14 protein-coding genes and 1 tRNA gene are annotated in these 19,156 nt (G+C 65.3%); 8 read left to right on the top strand and 7 right to left on the bottom strand.

All coding sequences use genetic code 11. The annotated features are described in order from the left end of the window. The first annotated feature begins 384 nt into the window (after positions 1-384). Together ACMX2H_RS15770 and ACMX2H_RS15775 are read left to right on the top strand one after the other, a co-directional pair. Positions 385-2,259 (top strand): ABC transporter ATP-binding protein, encoded by a 1,875-nt coding sequence (locus ACMX2H_RS15770; protein ID WP_414961765.1) that lies wholly within the window; start codon positions 385-387, stop codon positions 2,257-2,259. 315 nt (positions 2,260-2,574) lie between these two features. Further along, positions 2,575-3,804 (top strand): ROK family transcriptional regulator, encoded by a 1,230-nt coding sequence (locus ACMX2H_RS15775; RefSeq protein ID WP_414961767.1) that lies wholly within the window; start codon positions 2,575-2,577, stop codon positions 3,802-3,804. A 503-nt stretch (positions 3,805-4,307) separates the two neighbouring features. On the opposite strand, the gene ACMX2H_RS15780 is transcribed toward ACMX2H_RS15775, so the two are convergent. Both ACMX2H_RS15780 and ACMX2H_RS15785 read right to left on the bottom strand, forming a co-directional pair. Beyond that, a tRNA-Arg gene (locus tag ACMX2H_RS15780) sits at positions 4,308-4,380 on the bottom strand. A 194-nt stretch (positions 4,381-4,574) separates the two neighbouring features. Beyond that, positions 4,575-5,213, bottom strand: coding sequence for a hypothetical protein (locus ACMX2H_RS15785; RefSeq protein WP_414961769.1), 639 nt, complete (start codon positions 5,211-5,213; stop codon positions 4,575-4,577). A 96-nt stretch (positions 5,214-5,309) separates the two neighbouring features. Between ACMX2H_RS15785 and pcrA the strand changes: the two genes are divergently transcribed. The 4 genes from pcrA (at position 5,310) to sucD (ending at position 11,161) form a co-directional block, all read left to right on the top strand. Continuing rightward, positions 5,310-7,706 carry a DNA helicase PcrA gene (gene pcrA / locus ACMX2H_RS15790; protein ID WP_414961771.1) on the top strand — a complete coding sequence of 799 codons (2,397 nt, stop codon included), beginning with the start codon at positions 5,310-5,312 and terminating at the stop codon, positions 7,704-7,706. An 87-nt stretch (positions 7,707-7,793) separates the two neighbouring features. Beyond that, positions 7,794-8,837 carry a mechanosensitive ion channel family protein gene (locus tag ACMX2H_RS15795; RefSeq protein ID WP_414961773.1) on the top strand — a complete coding sequence of 348 codons (1,044 nt, stop codon included), beginning with the start codon at positions 7,794-7,796 and terminating at the stop codon, positions 8,835-8,837. A gap of 220 nt (positions 8,838-9,057) precedes the next feature. After that, positions 9,058-10,221, top strand: coding sequence for an ADP-forming succinate--CoA ligase subunit beta (gene sucC / locus ACMX2H_RS15800; protein ID WP_414961774.1), 1,164 nt, complete (start codon positions 9,058-9,060; stop codon positions 10,219-10,221). A gap of 19 nt (positions 10,222-10,240) precedes the next feature. Next, positions 10,241-11,161, top strand: coding sequence for a succinate--CoA ligase subunit alpha (gene sucD, locus ACMX2H_RS15805; protein WP_136786883.1), 921 nt, complete (start codon positions 10,241-10,243; stop codon positions 11,159-11,161). 70 nt (positions 11,162-11,231) lie between these two features. On the opposite strand, the gene ACMX2H_RS15810 is transcribed toward sucD, so the two are convergent. Together ACMX2H_RS15810 and ACMX2H_RS15815 are read right to left on the bottom strand one after the other, a co-directional pair. Beyond that, positions 11,232-13,715 carry a GcvT family protein gene (locus ACMX2H_RS15810; protein WP_414961776.1) on the bottom strand — a complete coding sequence of 828 codons (2,484 nt, stop codon included), beginning with the start codon at positions 13,713-13,715 and terminating at the stop codon, positions 11,232-11,234. Between the two features lie 148 nt (positions 13,716-13,863). Then, on the bottom strand, positions 13,864-14,214 hold the full coding sequence (locus ACMX2H_RS15815) for a bifunctional 3-phenylpropionate/cinnamic acid dioxygenase ferredoxin subunit (RefSeq protein WP_414961778.1): 351 nt from the start codon (positions 14,212-14,214) through the stop codon (positions 13,864-13,866). Positions 14,215-14,466: 252 nt separating this feature from the next. Between ACMX2H_RS15815 and ACMX2H_RS15820 the strand changes: the two genes are divergently transcribed. Beyond that, positions 14,467-15,672, top strand: a complete 1,206-nt coding sequence (locus ACMX2H_RS15820) for an NAD(P)/FAD-dependent oxidoreductase (protein WP_414961780.1) — start codon at positions 14,467-14,469, stop codon at positions 15,670-15,672. Positions 15,673-15,725: 53 nt separating this feature from the next. Further along, on the top strand, positions 15,726-16,865 hold the full coding sequence (locus ACMX2H_RS15825) for an aromatic ring-hydroxylating oxygenase subunit alpha (RefSeq protein WP_414961782.1): 1,140 nt from the start codon (positions 15,726-15,728) through the stop codon (positions 16,863-16,865). 45 nt (positions 16,866-16,910) lie between these two features. Here the strand turns inward: ACMX2H_RS15825 and ACMX2H_RS15830 are convergent, their stop codons facing one another. Genes ACMX2H_RS15830 through ACMX2H_RS15840 form a run of 3 tightly spaced genes read right to left on the bottom strand, consistent with a single transcriptional unit; the run spans position 16,911 to position 19,033 of the window. Further along, positions 16,911-17,720 (bottom strand): IclR family transcriptional regulator, encoded by an 810-nt coding sequence (locus ACMX2H_RS15830; protein ID WP_414961783.1) that lies wholly within the window; start codon positions 17,718-17,720, stop codon positions 16,911-16,913. A 60-nt stretch (positions 17,721-17,780) separates the two neighbouring features. Continuing rightward, positions 17,781-18,203, bottom strand: a complete 423-nt coding sequence (locus ACMX2H_RS15835) for a cupin domain-containing protein (protein ID WP_414961785.1) — start codon at positions 18,201-18,203, stop codon at positions 17,781-17,783. A 2-nt stretch (positions 18,204-18,205) separates the two neighbouring features. Then, positions 18,206-19,033, bottom strand: coding sequence for a creatininase (locus ACMX2H_RS15840; RefSeq protein WP_414961787.1), 828 nt, complete (start codon positions 19,031-19,033; stop codon positions 18,206-18,208). Between the last annotated feature and the right edge of the window lie 123 nt (positions 19,034-19,156).

The following is a 19,156-nucleotide window of genomic DNA, read 5'->3' on the forward strand; positions in this document are numbered from 1 at the left end:
CAACGGTATGTCCAGATCAGGGGTTGGCGTCCAACTCCCCGGATGCTGCCCCTGATCTCACGACGAGGTCACCCTTTGGCGTCCAGATCACCGGTTATAGCAGGTGATCTGGACGCCAAACCCTGAACTCGAGCAAGGCGGGACGCGGGGGCGGGTTCCAGGACCCGGACGGGCAGCGGGCGTCCGGCAGCGAGGACTACAGACAGAGGCCGCCGGCGTCCGGCAGCTAGGACTACACAGGCCGCGGGCGTCCGGAACCGGAACAGCCCCCGGCCCAACCCCAGTACCAGGACAGATTCTGGCCGCGGCGCCACCCGCGGGAACAGTACGGGGCTCCGGAAGGTTCTAGGGTTGCAGTAGGACCATCAGCCCTAAGGAGCCATCATGTCCATGGAAGGTGCAGCCTGGAGTTCGCTCTACCGGCTTTCGCATTCGAAGGACCAGAAATCGTTCTCCCGCGAAACCGTTCGCCGCACCTTTGCGTTTGCCGCGCCGTACAAGGCCAAGATCACCATCTTCGTGCTGCTCTCCGTGGTGACCGCCGCGCTGGCCGTTGCCACTCCGGTCCTTGCCGGCCGGGTTGTGGACGCGATCGTCGCCAAGTCCGACGTCGAACTGGTGGTCTGGCTGGCCGTGGTGATCGCACTGGTGGCCATCGCCGACGCCGGCCTCAGCATGGTGACCAGGTGGATCTCCTCCGGCCTGGGTGAGGACATCATCCTGGATCTGCGCACCGCGGTGTTTGACCATGTGCAGAAGATGCCGATCGCCTTCTTCATGCGGACCCGCACCGGCGCGCTGGTCAGCCGGTTGAACAACGATGTGATCGGTGCCCAGCGGGCCTTTGCCGGCACGCTTTCAGGAGTGGTCAGCAACGTGGTGGCGCTGATCCTGACACTGATCGTCATGCTGAACACGTCGTGGCAGGTCACACTGCTGGCCGTACTGATGCTGCCAGTATTCCTGCTGCCTGCCCGCCGGATGGGCAGCCGCCTGGCGGACCTCCGGCGCGAGACCGCCAATCACAATTCCGCCATGAGCACGCAGATGACCGAACGGTTCTCCGCGCCCGGGGCCACGCTGGTCAAACTCTTCGGCCGCCCCGCCGACGAATCCCGGGAGTTCAAGGTGCGGGCACAGCGCGTGCGCGACATCGGCATCAAGACGGCGGTGATGCAGTGGGTGTTCGTCACCGCGCTGACCCTGGTGTCGGCACTGGCGTTGGCCCTGGTCTACGGGCTGGGCGGTTTCTACGCAATCATCGGCCAGCTGGATCCGGGCGATGTGGTGACGCTGGCGCTGCTGCTCACCCGCCTGTACGCGCCGCTGACCGCTCTGGCGAACGCCCGGGTGGAGATTTCCAGCGCGTTGGTCAGCTTTGAGCGGGTCTTCGAAGTCCTGGACCTGAAGCCCCTGATCACTGAGAAGGACGACGCCGGCACCGTCCCGCCGGGTCCTGTCTCCGTCGAGTTTAAGGACGTACGGTTCGCCTACCCGTCGGCCGACAAGGTGTCGCTGGCCTCGTTGGAAGAGGTCGCAACGCTAGACGCCCGCGGCGGCGAGGAAGTGCTGCATGGCATCAGCTTCCGGGTGGAACCCGGCCAAACGTTGGCTCTGGTGGGTTCCTCGGGCGCCGGAAAGTCGACCATGGCCCAGCTCCTGGCCCGGCTGTACGACGTGGACTCGGGTGCCATTGAGCTCTCGGGAACCGATGTCCGGGACCTGAGCTTCGAGGCCCTGCGCGGAACGATCGGGATGGTGACCCAGGACGGGCACCTGTTCCACGAGACCATCCGCTCCAACCTGCTGTTGGCCCGGCCGGAAGCCAGCGACGCCGAGATCTGGGATGTGCTGCGCCGCGCCCGGCTGGAAGGACTGATCCAGTCGCTGCCGGACGGCTTGGACACCATGGTGGGGGAGCGCGGCTATCGACTCTCCGGCGGTGAGCGCCAGCGGATGACCATTGCACGGTTGCTGCTGGGACATCCCCGCGTGGTCATCCTGGATGAGGCAACGGCAGCGCTGGACTCGACCAACGAAGCCGCGGTGCAGGCGGCGCTCACCGAGGCACTCGAGGGGCGCACCGCCGTCGTTATCGCCCACCGGCTCTCCACCGTGCGCTCCGCAGACCGCATTCTGGTGGTGGAGGGCGGGAACATCGTGGAGCAAGGCACGCACGCCCAACTGCTGGCGCTGGAAGGACGCTACGCTGAGCTCTATCGGACTCAGTTCCTCAGCGACGCCGCGGTGGCCAGCTGACCCAAGTGGACTGAAGCGGTCCGCGCCGGCACAACCGGCCGCTCCGCGAAACCCGGTCGTGCCGCGTAACCCGCAGGGCCGCCAAAAAATACACCGCGAAACCCGGTCGTGCCGCGTAACCCGCAGGGCCCGCCAAAAAGCCCACGGCAATACCCGTAGCGCCGGCACAACCGGCAGCGCCGACAGGCCCGCGGAGCCTACCGCGCCGCCGAACTGGAGCGCCGGAAAGCCTTTCGTGGCAGGCGTGTGCTCCGGCCGGTCAATGACTAAAGTTGCTGTGGGGTCCCCAGCGACAGATGAGCAGAAAGCGGTGCTATGCAGCGAGGAACCAACCTGGGCCGCTTGGGCGGCTACAACCAGGCTGTGATCCTGGATGCCATCCGTCGCGCCCATGAGGGTATCGCCCGGGTGGAGTTGGTAGAGCGCACCGGACTGTCGCCGCAAACGATCTCCAACGTAGTGCGCCGGCTAGTGGACGAAGGCCTGGTGCGGGAAGACCGCAAGACGGTCAGCGGTCCAGGCAAACCGCGCACCGTGCTGCAGTTGGAAGTGTCCAGTCGGTTGGCCATCGGCATTCACCTTGACCCGGTGGTCATGACCTTGGTCATGCTCAATCTCGACGGCGAGGTGGTGGCCCGTGCCCGGCACGACAATCCCCGCGCCGGCCAGCCAGATGGCATGACGGCGGCGATGGCCGCCGCGGTCGAAGAGTTGATCGCAGCCTCGGGCATCGAGCGCCAGCGGATCCTCGGTATCGGGCTGGCTGCGCCGGGGCCGATCGATGCGGCGGAGGGCACGGTGGTGGACCCGCCGATGATGCGCGAGTGGACCTCTGTTCCGCTGCGCGAGCCGCTCAGCCGGCTGACGGGGCTGCCGGTGCTGATGGACAAGGACACGACGGCAGCGGCGGTAGCGGAGCTGTGGGCCAGCGGGCGGCAGGAACCCGAGAACTTCGTCTTCGTGTATCTGGGCACCGGCTTGGGGGCCGGAGTGGTGCTGGATGGCGTGGTGCTGCGCGGTGCTTCCAGTAACATCGGGGAGATCGGCCATTTCCCGGTGGACGCGGAAGTGCCGCAGTGTGATTGCGGGAAACGCAACTGCGTGGGCATGGCGCTGAACTTCGGCACCTTATTCCAGCAGGCTGTGGAATCCGGTGTGTTTCCGCCCGACGCCGAACTGGGGGACCGGCACCAGGCCACCGAAAGAATCATCACGCTGTGTCGGATGGCCGTCGAAGGAGATTCAGCCGCCGCCGCCATCATTAACCGCGCTGCCCGATTGGTGGGCGGCACCGTGGCACAGCTGGTGAATGTCCTGGACGTAGACCGGGTGATCTTCGGCGGACCGTTGTGGATCGGGCTGGAGAACCTGGTGCTGCCAACGCTGCGCGAGGAGATCAACAGCCGCTTCGTCTCCCGGGCTATCCACGGAGTCGAGGTGGACTCCTCGTCGCTGGGATTCGAAGTGGGCGCCATCGGCGGCGCCTGCCTTGTCCTGGACGATGCGTTGTCGCCGAAGGCCAGCGGACTACTGCTGGGCAGCTGATTCGCAGGGCACTACCACGCTCCGCTGTCCTGACTGTATTTTTCGTCATATTCCTTGACTTTGGGTCCTGCCATGCCGTTCAGGTTGCTTTATTAAATCCAATCGATTTAGATATGTAGTGACGGCAGTGCCTGGAGTATTCACACTCTGGGATATGAACGGTCCCGGAGCGGCTTAGGTGCTTCAGGGGAACGGCGCGGCCGTCAGCCAATAGGTGGCAGGAAGATGCCGCCGGCTCCGGCGAACGGGAAGATTCGGAACCGGCGGTCCCTAGCTGACAGGGGACTCCTGCCCACTTCGGTGGAAATGCACTACAGCAGGCCACCGTCTGTGCATCCGTGGGGGGTTGCACAGGCGGGGGCCTGTTGCCGTTTGATCACTCGGGGCTGGCCGTCATGCCCACGCAGTACGCATCGGGGCGAGGTGGCAGATGCGTGCGGCAGGGCCGTTCGGCAGGAGGCGGGCCCGCACCGCCGACTCAGTAAAGCGGCGAATATATTCAGTGCCCCCGGGCAGATTCGAACTGCCGACACCCGCTTTAGGAGAGCGGTGCTCTATCCCCTGAGCTACGGGGGCAACGCCAAAAGCTTAGCTTAATTGCCGTGCCGTGCCGGGCTGCCGGTCGGGCGGCGCCGGAAGGTGGCTCGCGCGTCATCCGAGCCTGTCACGCTCCGCCCGGTCTGGAACCGCTTCGTGCGGGGCCGGCGTGCTCACCCTTCGCGAGTGCCAATCCCGCTGACGTACCATCCGGGCAGGCCGGCCGGGCCCACTCAGCCTCCGGCCGGAACGGAACCTTCGGCTGGCTTGGGCTTGCGGGTGAAGACGGCGACTGCAGCCACCACCAGGCTCAGCCCGAAGAGGATTGACTTGGCAACCGTGAGGAAACTCGCCAGCGAGGCGTCGCCCACCGGGTCCGTGGCCAGCATGGCATCGACCGCCAGGTTTTCGCCCAAGTCGGCGACCACATAAAGTACGACGACGGCCCAAGCCAGCCAGCGCCAGAGTCCCCGGCGGATTTGCTGGCCCAGCAGGATCAGCCAGGTAAAGCCGAAGAGCAGCGGGAAGATGGTGTCCGCGGTCTTGTGCCAGTAGTTGTACTGCCCGGCACCGTCTTCGCCGAACGCCGTCCGGAGTTGTTGCGCGTACTCGGTGGAATACCCGCCGATCAGCGTGTCCGGCATACCCAGTCCGCCGGTCAGCTGGGTGAACTGCGGCATCACCAGCAGGAAGGAATAGCCAAACAAGAACGCCGAGGCCACTGCTCCGGCAATGACGATCAGGTTCGCGTTGCCAGCCGCGCGCTGAGGAGACCGGGTGCTGCCGGGAATGGCAGGTTTTGCTGCGCCGCCCTTGGCTGGGGCTGCCGCGGCACCGTGTTTTTTCGCGCGCTGTGCTGGGGTTTTGGACATGCCTCCATTATGCCGGTGGAGCCATCCGCCGTGTGCTGGCGCAGGTTTTGGCGGCCGTCCCCGACTGTCGGTGCCGGCTAATAGACTTAAGGGACCATGGATTTCCTCACCGACCCGGCGTTTGACCCGCATGTTGCCTCTCCGCCCGCCCCGCACCTGCCCGGGGCGGAAGAGCTGCTCTCCGGGCTGAACCCGCAGCAGGAGGAGGCGGTCAAGCATGCCGGTTCCCCGTTGTTGATTGTCGCCGGTGCCGGATCGGGCAAGACCCGGGTGCTCAGCCACCGCATCGCCTACCTGCTGGCCACCCGGCGTGCACGCCCGGGGGAGATTTTGGCCATCACCTTCACGAACAAGGCCGCCGCGGAGATGCGGGAACGGATCGAGTCGCTGGTGGGGGATCCGGCCAAACGGATGTGGATTTCCACCTTCCACTCCTCGTGCGTCAAGATCCTGCGCCGCGAAGCCAAGCACGTCGGGCTGAATTCGAATTTCTCCATCTACGATTCGGCCGACACCCTGCGGATGGTCAGCCAAGTGGCCAAGGGGCTGGACCTGGACCCGAAGCGGTTCCCGCCCAAATCCATCCAGCACAAGATTTCGGCGCTCAAGAATGAACTGATCGACGACGAGTCCTTCGCCTCCAGCGCCAATTACTCGGATCCGTTCGAGCAGGCGGTTGCGTCCGTCTACACCGGGTACACACAGCGGATGCGCCAGGCCAACGCCATGGACTTCGACGACCTGATTGCCCAGGTGGTCTTCATTTTCCAGGCCTTCCCGGCGATTGCCGACTCGTACCGCCGCCGCTTCCGCCACGTGCTGGTGGACGAATACCAAGACACCAACCATGCCCAGTACCGGTTGGTCCGTGAGCTGACCCGTGAATCCGAGGACGGCGCGCTGCCGGCCGGCGAGCTGACCGTCGTTGGTGACTCGGACCAGTCGATTTACGCCTTCCGCGGGGCCGACGTGCGCAACATCGTCGACTTCGAAAAGGACTACGCCAACGCGCGCACCATTCTGCTGGAGCAGAACTACCGCTCCACGCAGACCATCCTCAGTGCCGCCAACTCGGTGATTTCACGGAACCCGAACCGCCCGGCCAAACGGCTGTGGACGGCCGAGGGCGACGGCGAAAAGATCATTGGCTACGTCGGCGAGAACGAGCATGACGAGGCCCGGTTTATTACCGATGAGATCGATCGGTTGCAGGATTCTGAAGGCGTGCGGCCCGGGGACATTGCCGTGTTCTACCGGACCAATGCCCAGTCCCGCTCGATCGAGGACCTGCTGGTCCGGGTGGGTCTGCCGTACAAGGTAGTGGGCGGCACCCGCTTTTATGAGCGCAAGGAAATCAAGGACGCGCTGGCGTACCTGCGGGTCCTGGTGAACCCGGACGACGTCGTCAACTTGCGTCGGATTCTCAACGAACCCAAGCGCGGGATCGGCGACCGGGCCGAGTACGCGGTGGCCGCATTGGCGGAACGGGACCGGATCTCGTTCATGGCGGCACTGCGCCGTGCCGAGGACGCGCCCGGCATGGCCACCCGGTCGGTGAACGCGGTGGCCGGCTTCGTGAAGCTCATTGACGATCTGGCCGAGGTAGCCGCCGGTCCCGGTGCTGCCGCAGCGCTGGAGGCGGTGCTGGAACAGACCGGCTATCTGGCCATGCTGCGCCAAAGCTCGGACCCGCAGGACGAGTCCCGCGTGGAGAACCTCGCGGAACTGGTGGCAGTGGTGCGGGAATACGAACGCGACAACCCCGAGGGGTCGCTGTCCGAGTTCCTGGAGCAAGTGGCCCTGGTGGCCGATGCCGACCAGATCCCGGACGCCCCGGACGCCGAGGCCGCCCAGCTGGCCCAGGACCAGGGCGTGGTCACGCTGATGACCCTGCACACCGCCAAGGGGCTGGAATTCCCGGTGGTTTTCCTCACCGGCATGGAACACGGAGTCTTCCCGCACCAGCGCTCGATGTCCGACCCGAAGGAATTGGCCGAAGAGCGCCGGCTGGCCTACGTCGGCCTGACCCGGGCCCGGAAGCGGCTGTATCTGACCCGGTCGGAGTCCCGCAGCATGTGGGGCCAGAGCCAGTTCAATCCGGCCAGCCAGTTCATCGAAGAGGTGCCGGCCGAGCTCATTGATTGGAAGCGGGAAGGAACAGTTCGTCCCAAGCTCGGCTCCACCGGCAGCCTGGGTTCCAACCGCTACGGCGGCTCCTACTGGGGCGCCGGCACGGCCAGCAACCAGGACATCAACATGCTGCGCGGGTCGGCGCCGTCGATCACCAGCGCCAAAACCCAGGCAGGCCGGGTGCAGCCGCAAAAGGAAGTCATCGCGCTGGCCATCGGGGACAAGGTCAACCACACCAGCTTTGGCAACGGAACGGTGCTGGGGCTTGAAGGAGCCGGCGACAAGACGGTAGCCAAGGTGAAGTTCGACGCCGGAGAGAAGCGGCTGCTGCTGCGGTACGCGCCGCTGACCAAGATCGCCTAACCGAGCCAGCAGTTCCGCTGGGAGATTCGCCACGTTCGCGTGGCTGCGTTTGGCAGAGCCCTGACCCGGCGTTTAACGTTCTTATCCATGGATGGCGTGGACATTAATACCCTGGAACGGTTGGCGACCCCCGCTTTTTGGCTCGATACCCCGCTGCGGGTGTCGCTGATCCTGTTGTTCGGTTTCCTGGCGAACATGATCGTGCGGACCGTGATCAAGCGGGTCACCACCAAGATTGCCGACGGCGAGACCGCCAAGCTGGACAAATTTGATCCGGCCGCGCGCAAAAACGCCAAGGATCCGCGCTACTGGCTGATGCAAGATTCGCCCATCGCCGCGGTACGGCGCGCCCAGCGCTCCAAGACCATCGGCTCGGTGCTGCGGTCGATCGCCACCGTGGTGCTGGCCACGCTCACCATCCTGATGGTGCTCACCGAACTGAACTTTAACCTCGGCCCGCTGTTGGCCAGTGCCGGTATCGCCGGCGTCGCCATCGGTTTCGGCGCCCAGACCCTGGTCAAGGACTACCTGTCCGGCCTGTTTATGGTGGCCGAAGACCAATACGGCATCGGCGACGTGGTGGACCTGGGCGAGGCCTCCGGCACGGTGGAGTCAGTCGGCCTGCGCGTGACCCAGGTGCGCGCCGTGGACGGCACGCTGTGGCACGTGCGCAATGGGGAAATCCTGCGGGTGGGCAACTCCTCGCAGGGCTGGGCCCGGGCGGTATTGGACATCCCGGTACCCTACGACTCCGATGTGGAGAAGGTGTCCGAGTTGATCCTCAAGACCGCCATGGAACTGCGCGAGGACAAGGACTACCGCAGGCTGATCCTGGACGACCCGGAGGTCTGGGGGGTGGAGGCGCTGACCGGCGAGTCCGTAGTGATCCGGCTGGCCATCCGCACCAAACCGTTGGAGCAGTGGGGCGTGGCACGCGAGATGCGGGCCCGGCTGAAAGGCGCGCTTGCCCGGGAGGGGCTGCGGATCCCGCTGCTGAACCAGACCGTGATCAAGGGCAGCGCCCCGTCCGCCGCGGCCGCGCAGGGTGGCGCCGCCGCACAAGGCGAGGACGCCGCCCAAGGCGGGGACACCGCCGTCGTCGATCCCGCCGAAGCGGGCAGCAAGCACTAGCCGCGCGGTGCTGTTACCTCAACCCGTGACCGTTCTACAAGTTGTAGAAGTGTGCCCTTGGCCACTAAAGCGGTACTCTGGGACCGGCCCCCGATGCCAAAGGGACTAGAGTTCCCCATGGAGCATTGCAGGCATCCGTCCACCGTCCGTGGCTACCGTCACGACAATCGTGGATGCCGCTCCGAGTCAGAAACGACTTCGACGTAGAAGGACACAACCCGTGGACCTGTTTGAATACCAGGCGCGCGATCTCTTCGAGGCACACGGAGTACCCGTGCTGGCTGGAATCGTTGCGTACACCCCAGAAGAAGCCAAGGCAGCTGCTGAGAAAATTGGCGGCGTAGTTGTCGTCAAGGCTCAGGTGAAGGTCGGAGGCCGCGGTAAGGCCGGCGGCGTCAAGGTCGCCAAGACCCCGGACGAGGCATTCGAACACGCCTCGAACATCCTCGGTATGGACATCAAGGGCCACACCGTCAACAAGGTCATGATCGCCCAGGGCGCCGACATCGCCGAGGAGTTCTACTTCTCCGTGCTGCTGGACCGCGCCAACCGCAACTACCTGGCCATGTGCTCGGTGGAGGGCGGCATGGAGATCGAGCAGCTGGCCGTCGAGCGGCCGGATGCCCTGGCCAAGGTGGCCGTTGACCCGGCCGTCGGCATCGACCAGGCCAAGGCCGACGAGATCGTCGCCCAGGCCGGCTTCGCCGAGGAACTGCGCTCGAAGGTCGCCGAGGTCATCATCAAGCTCTGGGACGTGTTCAAGAAGGAAGACACCACCCTGGTTGAGGTCAACCCGCTGGTCAAGACCGGCGCCGGTGACATCGTGGCCCTGGACGGCAAGGTCTCGCTGGACGAGAACGCCGCCTTCCGTCAGCCCGGCCACGAAGAGCTCGAGGACAAGGACGCAGCTGATCCGCTCGAGGCCAAGGCCAAGGAGCTGGATCTGAACTACGTCAAGCTCGACGGTCAGGTTGGCATCATCGGCAACGGCGCTGGCCTGGTCATGTCCACCCTGGACGTCGTCGCATACGCCGGCGAGAAGCACGGCAACGTCAAGCCCGCCAACTTCCTGGACATCGGTGGCGGCGCCTCTGCCGAGGTCATGGCCGCAGGCCTGGACGTCATCCTGAACGACAGCCAAGTTAAGAGCGTGTTCGTCAACGTCTTCGGCGGCATCACCGCGTGCGACGCCGTGGCAAACGGCATCGTGAAGGCCCTGGAAATCCTGGGCGAGAAGGCCACCAAGCCGCTGGTTGTCCGCCTGGACGGCAACAACGTCGACGAAGGCCGGCAGATCCTGCTCAACGCCAACCACCCGCTGGTCACCCTGGCCCTGACCATGGACCAGGGCGCCGACAAGGCCGCCGAACTGGCCAACGCCTAAGGACCGAGGAACTAAGAATATGTCTATCTTCATCAACAAGGACTCGAAGGTCATCGTCCAGGGCATCACCGGCGGCGAAGGCTCCAAGCACACCGCCCGCATGCTCCACGCCGGCACCAACATCGTGGGCGGCGTGAACGCCCGCAAGGCCGGCACCACCGTCACCCATGGTGAGAAGACCCTGCCGGTGTTCGGCACGGTCAAGGAAGCCATGGCCGAGACCGGCGCCGACGTCTCCATCGTCTTCGTGCCGCCGGCTTTCACCAAGGACGCCGTGGTCGAAGCCATCGAGGCCGAGATCGGCCTGGTCGTGGTGATCACCGAGGGTGTGCCGGTGCAGGATTCCGCAGAGTTCTGGGCGCTGGCACAGTCGAAGAAGGATGCCAACGGCAACCAGACCACCCGCATCATCGGCCCGAACTGCCCGGGCATCATCACTCCGGGTGAGTCCCTGGTGGGCATCACCCCGGCGAACATCACCGGCAAGGGCGGCGTGGGCCTGGTTTCCAAGTCCGGCACGCTGACCTACCAGATGATGTACGAACTGCGCGACCTCGGTTTCTCCACCGCCATCGGCATCGGCGGCGACCCGGTCATCGGCACCACCCACATCGACGCCCTGGCTGCGTTTGAGGCCGATCCGGAGACCAAGGCGATCGTGATGATCGGCGAAATCGGCGGCGACGCCGAAGAGCGTGCCGCCGAGTTCATCAAGAACAACGTCACCAAGCCCGTTGTGGGCTACGTGGCTGGATTCACCGCCCCGGAGGGCAAGACCATGGGCCACGCCGGCGCCATCGTCTCCGGCTCCAGCGGCACCGCGCAGGCCAAGAAGGAAGCACTCGAGGCCGCGGGCGTCAAGGTCGGCAAGACCCCGTCCGAGACCGCGCACCTGCTGCGCGAGGTGTACCCGGAGCACGAGGAAGCCTCGAACCTCTAGGCACACCACCACCAACTGATGAAGCCCGCCACCTGACTACGGTGGCGGGCTTCACTCTTAGCGTCGGACGTCAGCCGCGCAGCCGCTCCATGCCGGGGTCGACCAGCGGCTCGGCGGCGACGGTTGCCGGAACCCTGCGGCCGAAGTACTCGACCTGCACCGCGTCGCCGTCGGACGTCTCCGCCGGGAGCCAGGCATAGGCCACCGGCCGGCCCACCGTGTAGCCGTACGCGGCGCTGGTGACGTAGCCGGACGGGACATTGTCCACATACACCGGTTCCTTGCCCATCAGCACCGACCGGCCGTCGTCGATCGTCAGGCAGCGCAGCCGGCGGGTGGAAGCCCCGGCTGCCGCCAATGCGGCGGCCCCGACAAAATCGCCCTTGTCCGCCTTGACCGCAAATCCCACGCCGGCTTCCTCCGGTGTGTGTTCGGTGGTCATGTCGGTGCCCCAGAGCCGGTACCCCTTCTCCAACCGCAGGCTGTTGAACGCCGCCCGGCCGGCAGCGATGATGCCGTGCTGCCGTCCGGCCTCGAACAGGGCGTCCCACAGCTTCAAGCCCTGGTCCGAAGTGGTGTACAGCTCCCAGCCCAGTTCGCCCACGTAGGACAGCCGCATGGCGGTGACCGTCAAACCGGCGATACGCACCTGCGCCGTCCGGAAGTATTTCAGCGATGCGTTGCTGAAATCGTCGCTGCTGACCTTGCCGATGACGTCGCGTGCCAGCGGCCCCCACAGTCCAATGCAGCAGGTCCCCGGCGTGGTGTCCCTGACCAGCGCCCACTGTGCCGGATCGGCTGCCGATTGCGCGGACGCCTCGCCGCGCAGGTACTCGTAATCGGCGTTGTTGTTGATCCCGGCCTGGAACCGCTCCGGCGCCAGCCGAGCCACGGTGATGTCGCTCCGGACCCCGCCGGCGGCATCCAACAGCAAGCAGTACGTGACCGCACCCGGCCGCTTGTCCAGTTGCCCGGTGCTCAGCCGCTGCAGCAGCCGCAGGGCGCCCGGCCCGGAGACCTCAACCCGCTTGAGCGGAGTCATGTCATACATCGCGACGGCGGTGCGCGTCTTCCACGCTTCGGCGGCGGCGATGGGGGAGTGGTAGCGGGCGGTCCAAGCATCGCGTTCGGGTTCCCGCCATTCCTGCGGCAAGTCGGCCAGCAACGGGGCGTTCGCTTCGTACCACTGCGGGCGCTCCCAGCCGCCGGACTCCAGGAAGACCGCTCCGAGTTCTTGCTGCCGTCCGAAGAACGGGCTGGTGCGCAGCTTCCGCGGCGATTCCCGCGGCTGCAGCGGGTGCAGCACGTCGTAGATCTCCACGAAGTTCTGTTGCGATGTCTCGCTGATGTAGTCCGGGGCCAACTGGACGTCTTCGAACCGGCGCACGTCCCCCTCGTGCAGATCCGTCTGCGGCGTACCGTCCATCAACAGCTCAGCCACCGCCTTGGCCACGCCGGCGGAGTGGGTCACCCAGACGGCTTCCGCCAGATAGAACCCGGCGACGTCAGGCGACTCGCCGATCAGCGGACCGCCGTCAGGCGTGAAGGAGAAGATGCCGTTAAAGCCGTCGGCGATGCTGGCACCGTGGAGAGCGGGCAGCAGCCGCTGGCTTTCCCGCCAGGACGGGGCGAAGTCCTCCGGCGTGAAGTCCAGCCGCGACGGCATCCGATCCTCGGACATGTCGGCGGCGGGGACAGCCGGCAGCCCGTTCAGGTCCACCGGCATGGGGCGGTGAGCGTAGGAACCGATGCCCAGCCGGTCGCCGTGCTCGCGAAAGTACAGGTCCGCGTCCTGGTGCCGCAGGATGGGCATCCGGGCGCCATTGGGCAGTTCGTTCCGGCCCGCAAGCTCCGGCACGGCGGAAGTCTTGACGTATTGGTGCGCCAACGGGAGCAGCGGCACGGTCATCCCCGCCATCGCGCCGACCTTCGCCCCCCAGAATCCTGCGCAACAAACCACGACGTCGGCCGGCACCCTCCCGGTGTCGGTCGCCACCGCGGTGACCCGCCCGCCGTCGTGCTCGATGCCTGTCACAGTCGTAGAACCGCGGAACTCGATCTCGGCGGCGGAAGCGCGGGCAATCAGTAGCCGCACCGCCCGGGCCGCCAAGGCGAGGCCGTCGGAGGGGATGTGCAAGCCGCCGAGCACATTGCCGGCCGGCAGCAACGGATGGTGCTTCTCGCATTCATCCGGATCGATCAACCGGGCCTCCACGCCCCAGGATGCGGCGAACCCGGCCTTGCGCTTGAGGTCTTCAAACCGGGCGGGCGTCGTCGCCACCTCCAGTCCACCCACTTGGTTGAAGCAGGAGATGCCGTCCGCCGTTAAGGACAGCATTTTCTTGACCGTGTAGCTGGCGAATTCTGTCATGGTCTTAGACGGATTCGTTTGGAACACCAGGCCCGGGGCGTGTGAGCTCGATCCGCCGGCCAGATGTAGCGGCCCCTGCTCCAGGACCGTGACGTTGGTCCAGCCGCGGGTGGCCAGTTCGTCCGCCAGGTTGGCGCCGACGATCCCGGCTCCAATAATGACGACGCGCGGGGTGGTGCTCATGCGGCAATGCTCCTTCAGATTGCTGGACGGGACAAGGGTCCTGGGTAGGACACTGTGCTGGCCGGGAACTGTGCTGGGCGGGACATGGCACCGGGTGGTGGAATGCCGCAGCGGCAGGAAGGTCCCTGATTGGTTGGGGGAGCCCCTGCTACGCGTACCCGTCGACCTTCAAACCGGGCGGAAGGTTCGGTTCCTCCGTTGATTCCCGGACCATGATGGTGCCGTCTTCGACGATGACTTCGTGGACCCGGACTGGCAGTTTTGCCGGCGGCGCGTCCACCCCGCCCGTGCGCAGATTGAACTTCGATGCGTGCAGCGGACATTCGACTTCGCAGCCCTCGACCCAGCCGTCGGCCAGCGAGGCGTCCTGGTGGGTGCAAGTGTCGTCGATGGCAAAGAGCTCGCCCTCTTCGGTGTGGAAGACGGCGATGGGAGGCGAGGTGTCCAGCCGGATGGCGTCGCCGGGAGCCAGTTGGCTCAAGGGGCAGGCTTCATGCATAAGGCGCCTTCTTTCTGGCGGCCGCGTACCGCGGGCAGTTCCGTGATGAACAACGTTGTCCACAATAGGCAACAGTGTGCCCCGCCATATACCGATGTCAAGGGGAAGGCGGTATTTTTCCCGGCACAAAAATAGGCCGTGAAGAATCTCTTGACAGCAAGGCGATCGATCTTCATTGTGTTTCACATAGCGCTTCATGTTGCGCAGAGCGCTTCTTGGAAGATCTACCCGCTGCTGCGAAAGGTATACCCAATGCAGACCGTCGTCGTCATCGGGGCATCCCTGTCCGGTCTCTCTGCTGCCCGCGCGGCTCGTGCGCAGGGATTTGCAGGTCGTCTGGTCATCGTGGGCGATGAACTTTATCCGCCCTACGACCGCCCGCCGCTGTCCAAGGACTTCCTGGCCGGTCGGATTTCTGAAGCGGAGCTGGCACTGGCGGAAGTCGACGACGATCTGGCGGCGGAGTGGCTTCTCGGCGTGAGGGCTGTGAGCCTCGACCTTGAGTCGATGACAGTGGCCCTCAGCGACGGACGAAGCCTCGCCGCGGACGGAATAGTCTTGGCTACCGGCGCCTCCGCCCGGGTATTGCCCGAGGTCGATGGCTGCAGCAACGTGTTCACCCTGCGTACGCTGGACGACGCCCGGGCCCTGCGCGGGCAACTGCTGCCCGGCCGGAAGATGGTGGTGGTCGGCGCCGGGTTCATCGGCGCCGAAACTGCGTCGACGGCACGTGCCGCGGGCCTCGACGTTACGGTCATCGAGCGTTCCAATGCCCCGCTCTCCGGGGCATTGGGCGCCGAAATGGGTGCGGCCGTGGCCGGTCTGCACGCCGCCGGGGGAGTGGACATGCTGTGCGGTATCTCCATCAAGTCATTCCGGATACAGGGCGGCAGCGTCAGCCACATAGTGCTCGACGACGGCCGGGAACTTCCCGCGGACATCGTGCTGGTAGGCGTCGGCGGGCAGCCGAACACCGACTGGCTGATCGGTTCCGGGGTCCAGTTGGGCAACGGGGTGCTCTGCGATGCAACCGGCCGCACCAACATCCCGTCGATAGTTGCCGTTGGCGACTGTGCGGCCTGGTGGAACCCTCGGCTGCAGGCCCATCACCGGGTTGAGCATTGGACCGGCGCACTGGAGCGGCCGGCCTTGGCCGTTGCCGCCCTGTTGCAGGGCGGAACAGGGCCGCGGGCAGTCCATCCGCCGTATTTCTGGTCCGACCAGTACGGTTCGCGCATCCAGTTCGCCGGCCTGGTGCATGGGCACGACCGTATCCAGATCGAGTATGGGTGCATCGAAGACCACAGCTTCCTGGCCGTCTACTACGCGGGGGACGAACCCGTCGCCGTGCTGGGGATCAACCAGGTCCGCCAGTTCACCAAATGGCGCAAGTTCCTGAACCGCGCAGCTGAACGGTACGCGGACGCTGCGGCGGGCGCGCTGGCTGCAGCCTCTTGACCAGCACCGCCGTCCCGCCTGCCGTCTGACAGTTCTGTTTAAAGGAGTACCCCATGACCGCTGAGATCGTCTCGGAGAGCCTGATCGCGACCTTGCCCGGCCACACCTACGTCGACGACGCCGTCTTCCGGGCGGAGCAGGAGCGCATCTTCGAACAGATGTGGTTCTGTGCGGTCAGGTCTGCGGACCTGGACAAAGCAGGGGCTTACCGGACCGTTCAGGTTGGCCGCGAATCCGTCATCGTGACCCGCAACCGTAAAGGCACGGTCCGGGCGTACTACAACATCTGCCGGCACCGGGGGGTCAAGCTCTGCATGGAAGAGAGCGGGCAGGCAGGACGTTCGTTTCAATGCCCGTACCACGCCTGGACCTACGACTTCGACGGCAAGCTCATCGCGGCACCGAACCTGACCAAGATGCCGGACATCGACCGGCAGAAGTATGGGCTGGTGGATGTTCCGGTGCGCGAGTACATGGGCTACGTGTGGCTGTGCTTGGCGGATGAACCGCCGTCCTTCGACGACGATGTGGTCGGAGCGATCGAGGAACGTCTCGGCGATGCCGGGGCGATCGCCGGCTACGACATCGCGAACCTGAGCCTGGGCCGGCGGATCAGCTACGACGTGAAGGCCAACTGGAAGCTCATCATCGAGAACTTCATGGAGTGCTACCACTGCGCCACGATCCATCCGGAGTTGACGGAAGTCCTGCCCGAATTCGCCGACGGGCTGGCGGCGCAATACTTCGTGGGGCACGGCGCGGAATTCGGTGCGGACGTCCAGGGTTTCACCGTGGACGGCTCTGAAGGGTTGGAACGCATTCCGGGCATCAGCGAGGACCAAGATCGGCGCTATTACGCCATCACTATCAAACCAACGGTCTTCGTCAACCTGGTGCCTGACCACGTGATCATCCACAGGATGTTTCCGCTGGCCGCCGACCGGACCGTGGTGGAATGCGATTGGCTGTACATGCCCAGCGTGGTGGAAGAAGGCAGGGACCTCACGGCCTCAGTGGAATTGTTCCACCGGGTCAACCAGCAGGACTTCGACGCCTGCGAACGCTGCCAGCCGGCGATGAGTTCCAAGATCTACGCCAAGGGCGGCGTGCTGGTCCCCAGCGAGCACCACATCAGCGCGTTCCACGAATGGGTCACTGGCCGCTTGGCGGAGACAGCCTCCGTCATCAACTGACGGCCGCCGTCGTCGTCAAGAAGGACGGCAGCACTCCGGCACGGGTCAACTCTCCCGGGAGTAGCCCATCCGGGCGCTGATATCCTGCCCTGCCTGCTTGATGTCCTCGATCAGGCCGGGCATGTCCTGGGGCTTGAACCGGAATGCGGGCCCGGAAATGCTGACGGAACCGATGACGGATCCCAAATGGTCCCAGACCGGGACGGCGATGGAGTTGAGGCCGATCTCGAATTCTTCGTCGACAACGGCGTAGCCGTTGGCGGAGACCAGCAGCAGTTCTTTTTCCAGCTTCTGCCGGGAAGTGATCGTTTTGGCGGTCAGCGCCGGCAACCGGCTCTGTTTGACGATCTTCAGCCGGTCTTCCGAGCTGAGCCCGGCCAGCAGCACCTTGCCGCTGGAGGTTGCATGCAGGGGCGTGAGGCTGCCGATCCAGTCGTACGTCGCCAAGGTGGACGTGCCGCGGGCCTGGTCCACATTCACGGCAAAGTTGGAACGCAGCACCGCCAGGTTCACGGTTTCTTTGTACTGTTCAGCCAGGTGCTCCAGAACCGGCCGGGCCTCGCGCACCAAGCTCAGATTGCCGGGGATCGAATTGGCCAGCCGCAGAATGCCGAACCCAAGCTGGTACTTTCCGCGCTCGGTGTTCTGCTGGACCATGCCCCGGTGGTCCAGCGACGCCAGCAGGCGTGAGGCGGTGGATTTGTGCACGCCCATTTCCTCGGCGATGTCACTCACGCCGGATTCCCCGCGGCGGGCCAGGATTTCCAGCACGGTGATGGCGCGGTCCACGGACTGCACGCCCCGGTTCAGGTTGTCCGGTGATGCCTCGTCGTCGAGCTCTTCAGGTTCAGCCATGGCACCATGGTCTCAAATTCCGTCCGGATCGACGCTGTCGGCGCACGGCAAGGACTCGGCTTAGGCGTCCGCGGCGCCGCCGGCACGGGCCGCCTTCGCTGCCCGGTGTGAACCGAATGCCGTGTAGTCGGCCGTGCCGGGCTCACCCCAGATAACCAGCAGGCGCAGCGGGCCGGAGCCGGTATTGGCCACATCATGCTCCGACCCCACCGGCGCGAGCACCGCATCGCCGGCGGCCAGCTGATTGACCTGGCCGTCCACCGTCATCCGCGCCGTTCCCTCCATCACCACGTAGAGTTCCTCGAGCGGGCGGTTGCTCTCGGTATGGGAGTGCATGCCTTCGGTCCCGCCCGGCGGTAGCTCCCAGGTCTGCACGGCAACCGGCAGGCGGGACTGTTCCTGGAACAGCCACTGCATCTTTACCGGAGCCGTGCCGCCGTGGAGGTTGTAGTCAAAGGCGAAATCGCCGCGTTGTTCCAGCATGTTTAGTGGGCGCCGACGGACTCAGGATCACTCTGGCGGGTCGGCTGCGGCGCCGCGACCGGAAACTCGTGGGCCAAGGCGGCTGCCATACCGGCGGCGGCACGCTCCAGCAGGATGATGCCCTTGGCCTGCGTTGCTTCGGCGGCAGAGGAGAGGCAGCCGGACGCCGGCGTCAGTTCGGGCCGGACCGGCAGGACGTCATAGTTGGGCAACACGGCTGGCGGGGCATCGACCACCTTGTCCATTCGGACCTGCTGCGGGTGTAGGTGCAGCATCAGGGATGTCTCCAGGACGCCGCCGTGTTCCAGATCCCAGCCGGTGAAGCCGTTCGGGTACAACTCGGCGATGGTCGCGTCGTCAACAAAGTCCCAGTAGGAGAGCAGGACCACTTTGGCGTCGTCGATCCCGCTTTGGTGCAGCTCGCGCAGTGCCAGATCGACGCCTTCATACAAGAACTGGTAATTCTCGAAATGGCCGTTGATGAAGGCAATGTTCCGCGCGCCGTGCCGGGCGAATTCGAGCGTCAGGGTCTTGGCAATGGCGATCACGGTTGAGGCGTCCAAGCTGGTGGTGCCGGGGAGGTGGTTGCCGCCTCCGGAACGCTGCTGGGATTTGTATCCGTAGACCACCGGCGCGGCGACCAGTGCATCGATGGCCTCAGCGGTGGCTCCGGCAAGCGCCTTGGAGAGGAGTACATCGGTATTCAGCGGCATGTGCGGGCCGTGCTGCTCGATGGAGCCGACAGGTATCAGCACCACGGCGTTGTCCTGGCTGATGCGTTCGCGATAGGTAAAGGCGTCGAGTTCTTCCATGTACACGCTGGTCCGCATGCTGTCTCCAAGATTGTAGTGCTGGTCCGGCCCGCGAGGGCGGCGGGCTGTTCATGCTGTGGATATGGTGCTGCTGGGACGGGACCGAGCGGTCCCGCCCCAGCAGCGTGTTGGTCAGGCCTG

It is taken from the genome of Arthrobacter sulfonylureivorans, assembly GCF_047607445.1.
Classification (GTDB): Bacteria; Actinomycetota; Actinomycetes; order Actinomycetales; family Micrococcaceae; genus Crystallibacter; species Crystallibacter sulfonylureivorans_A.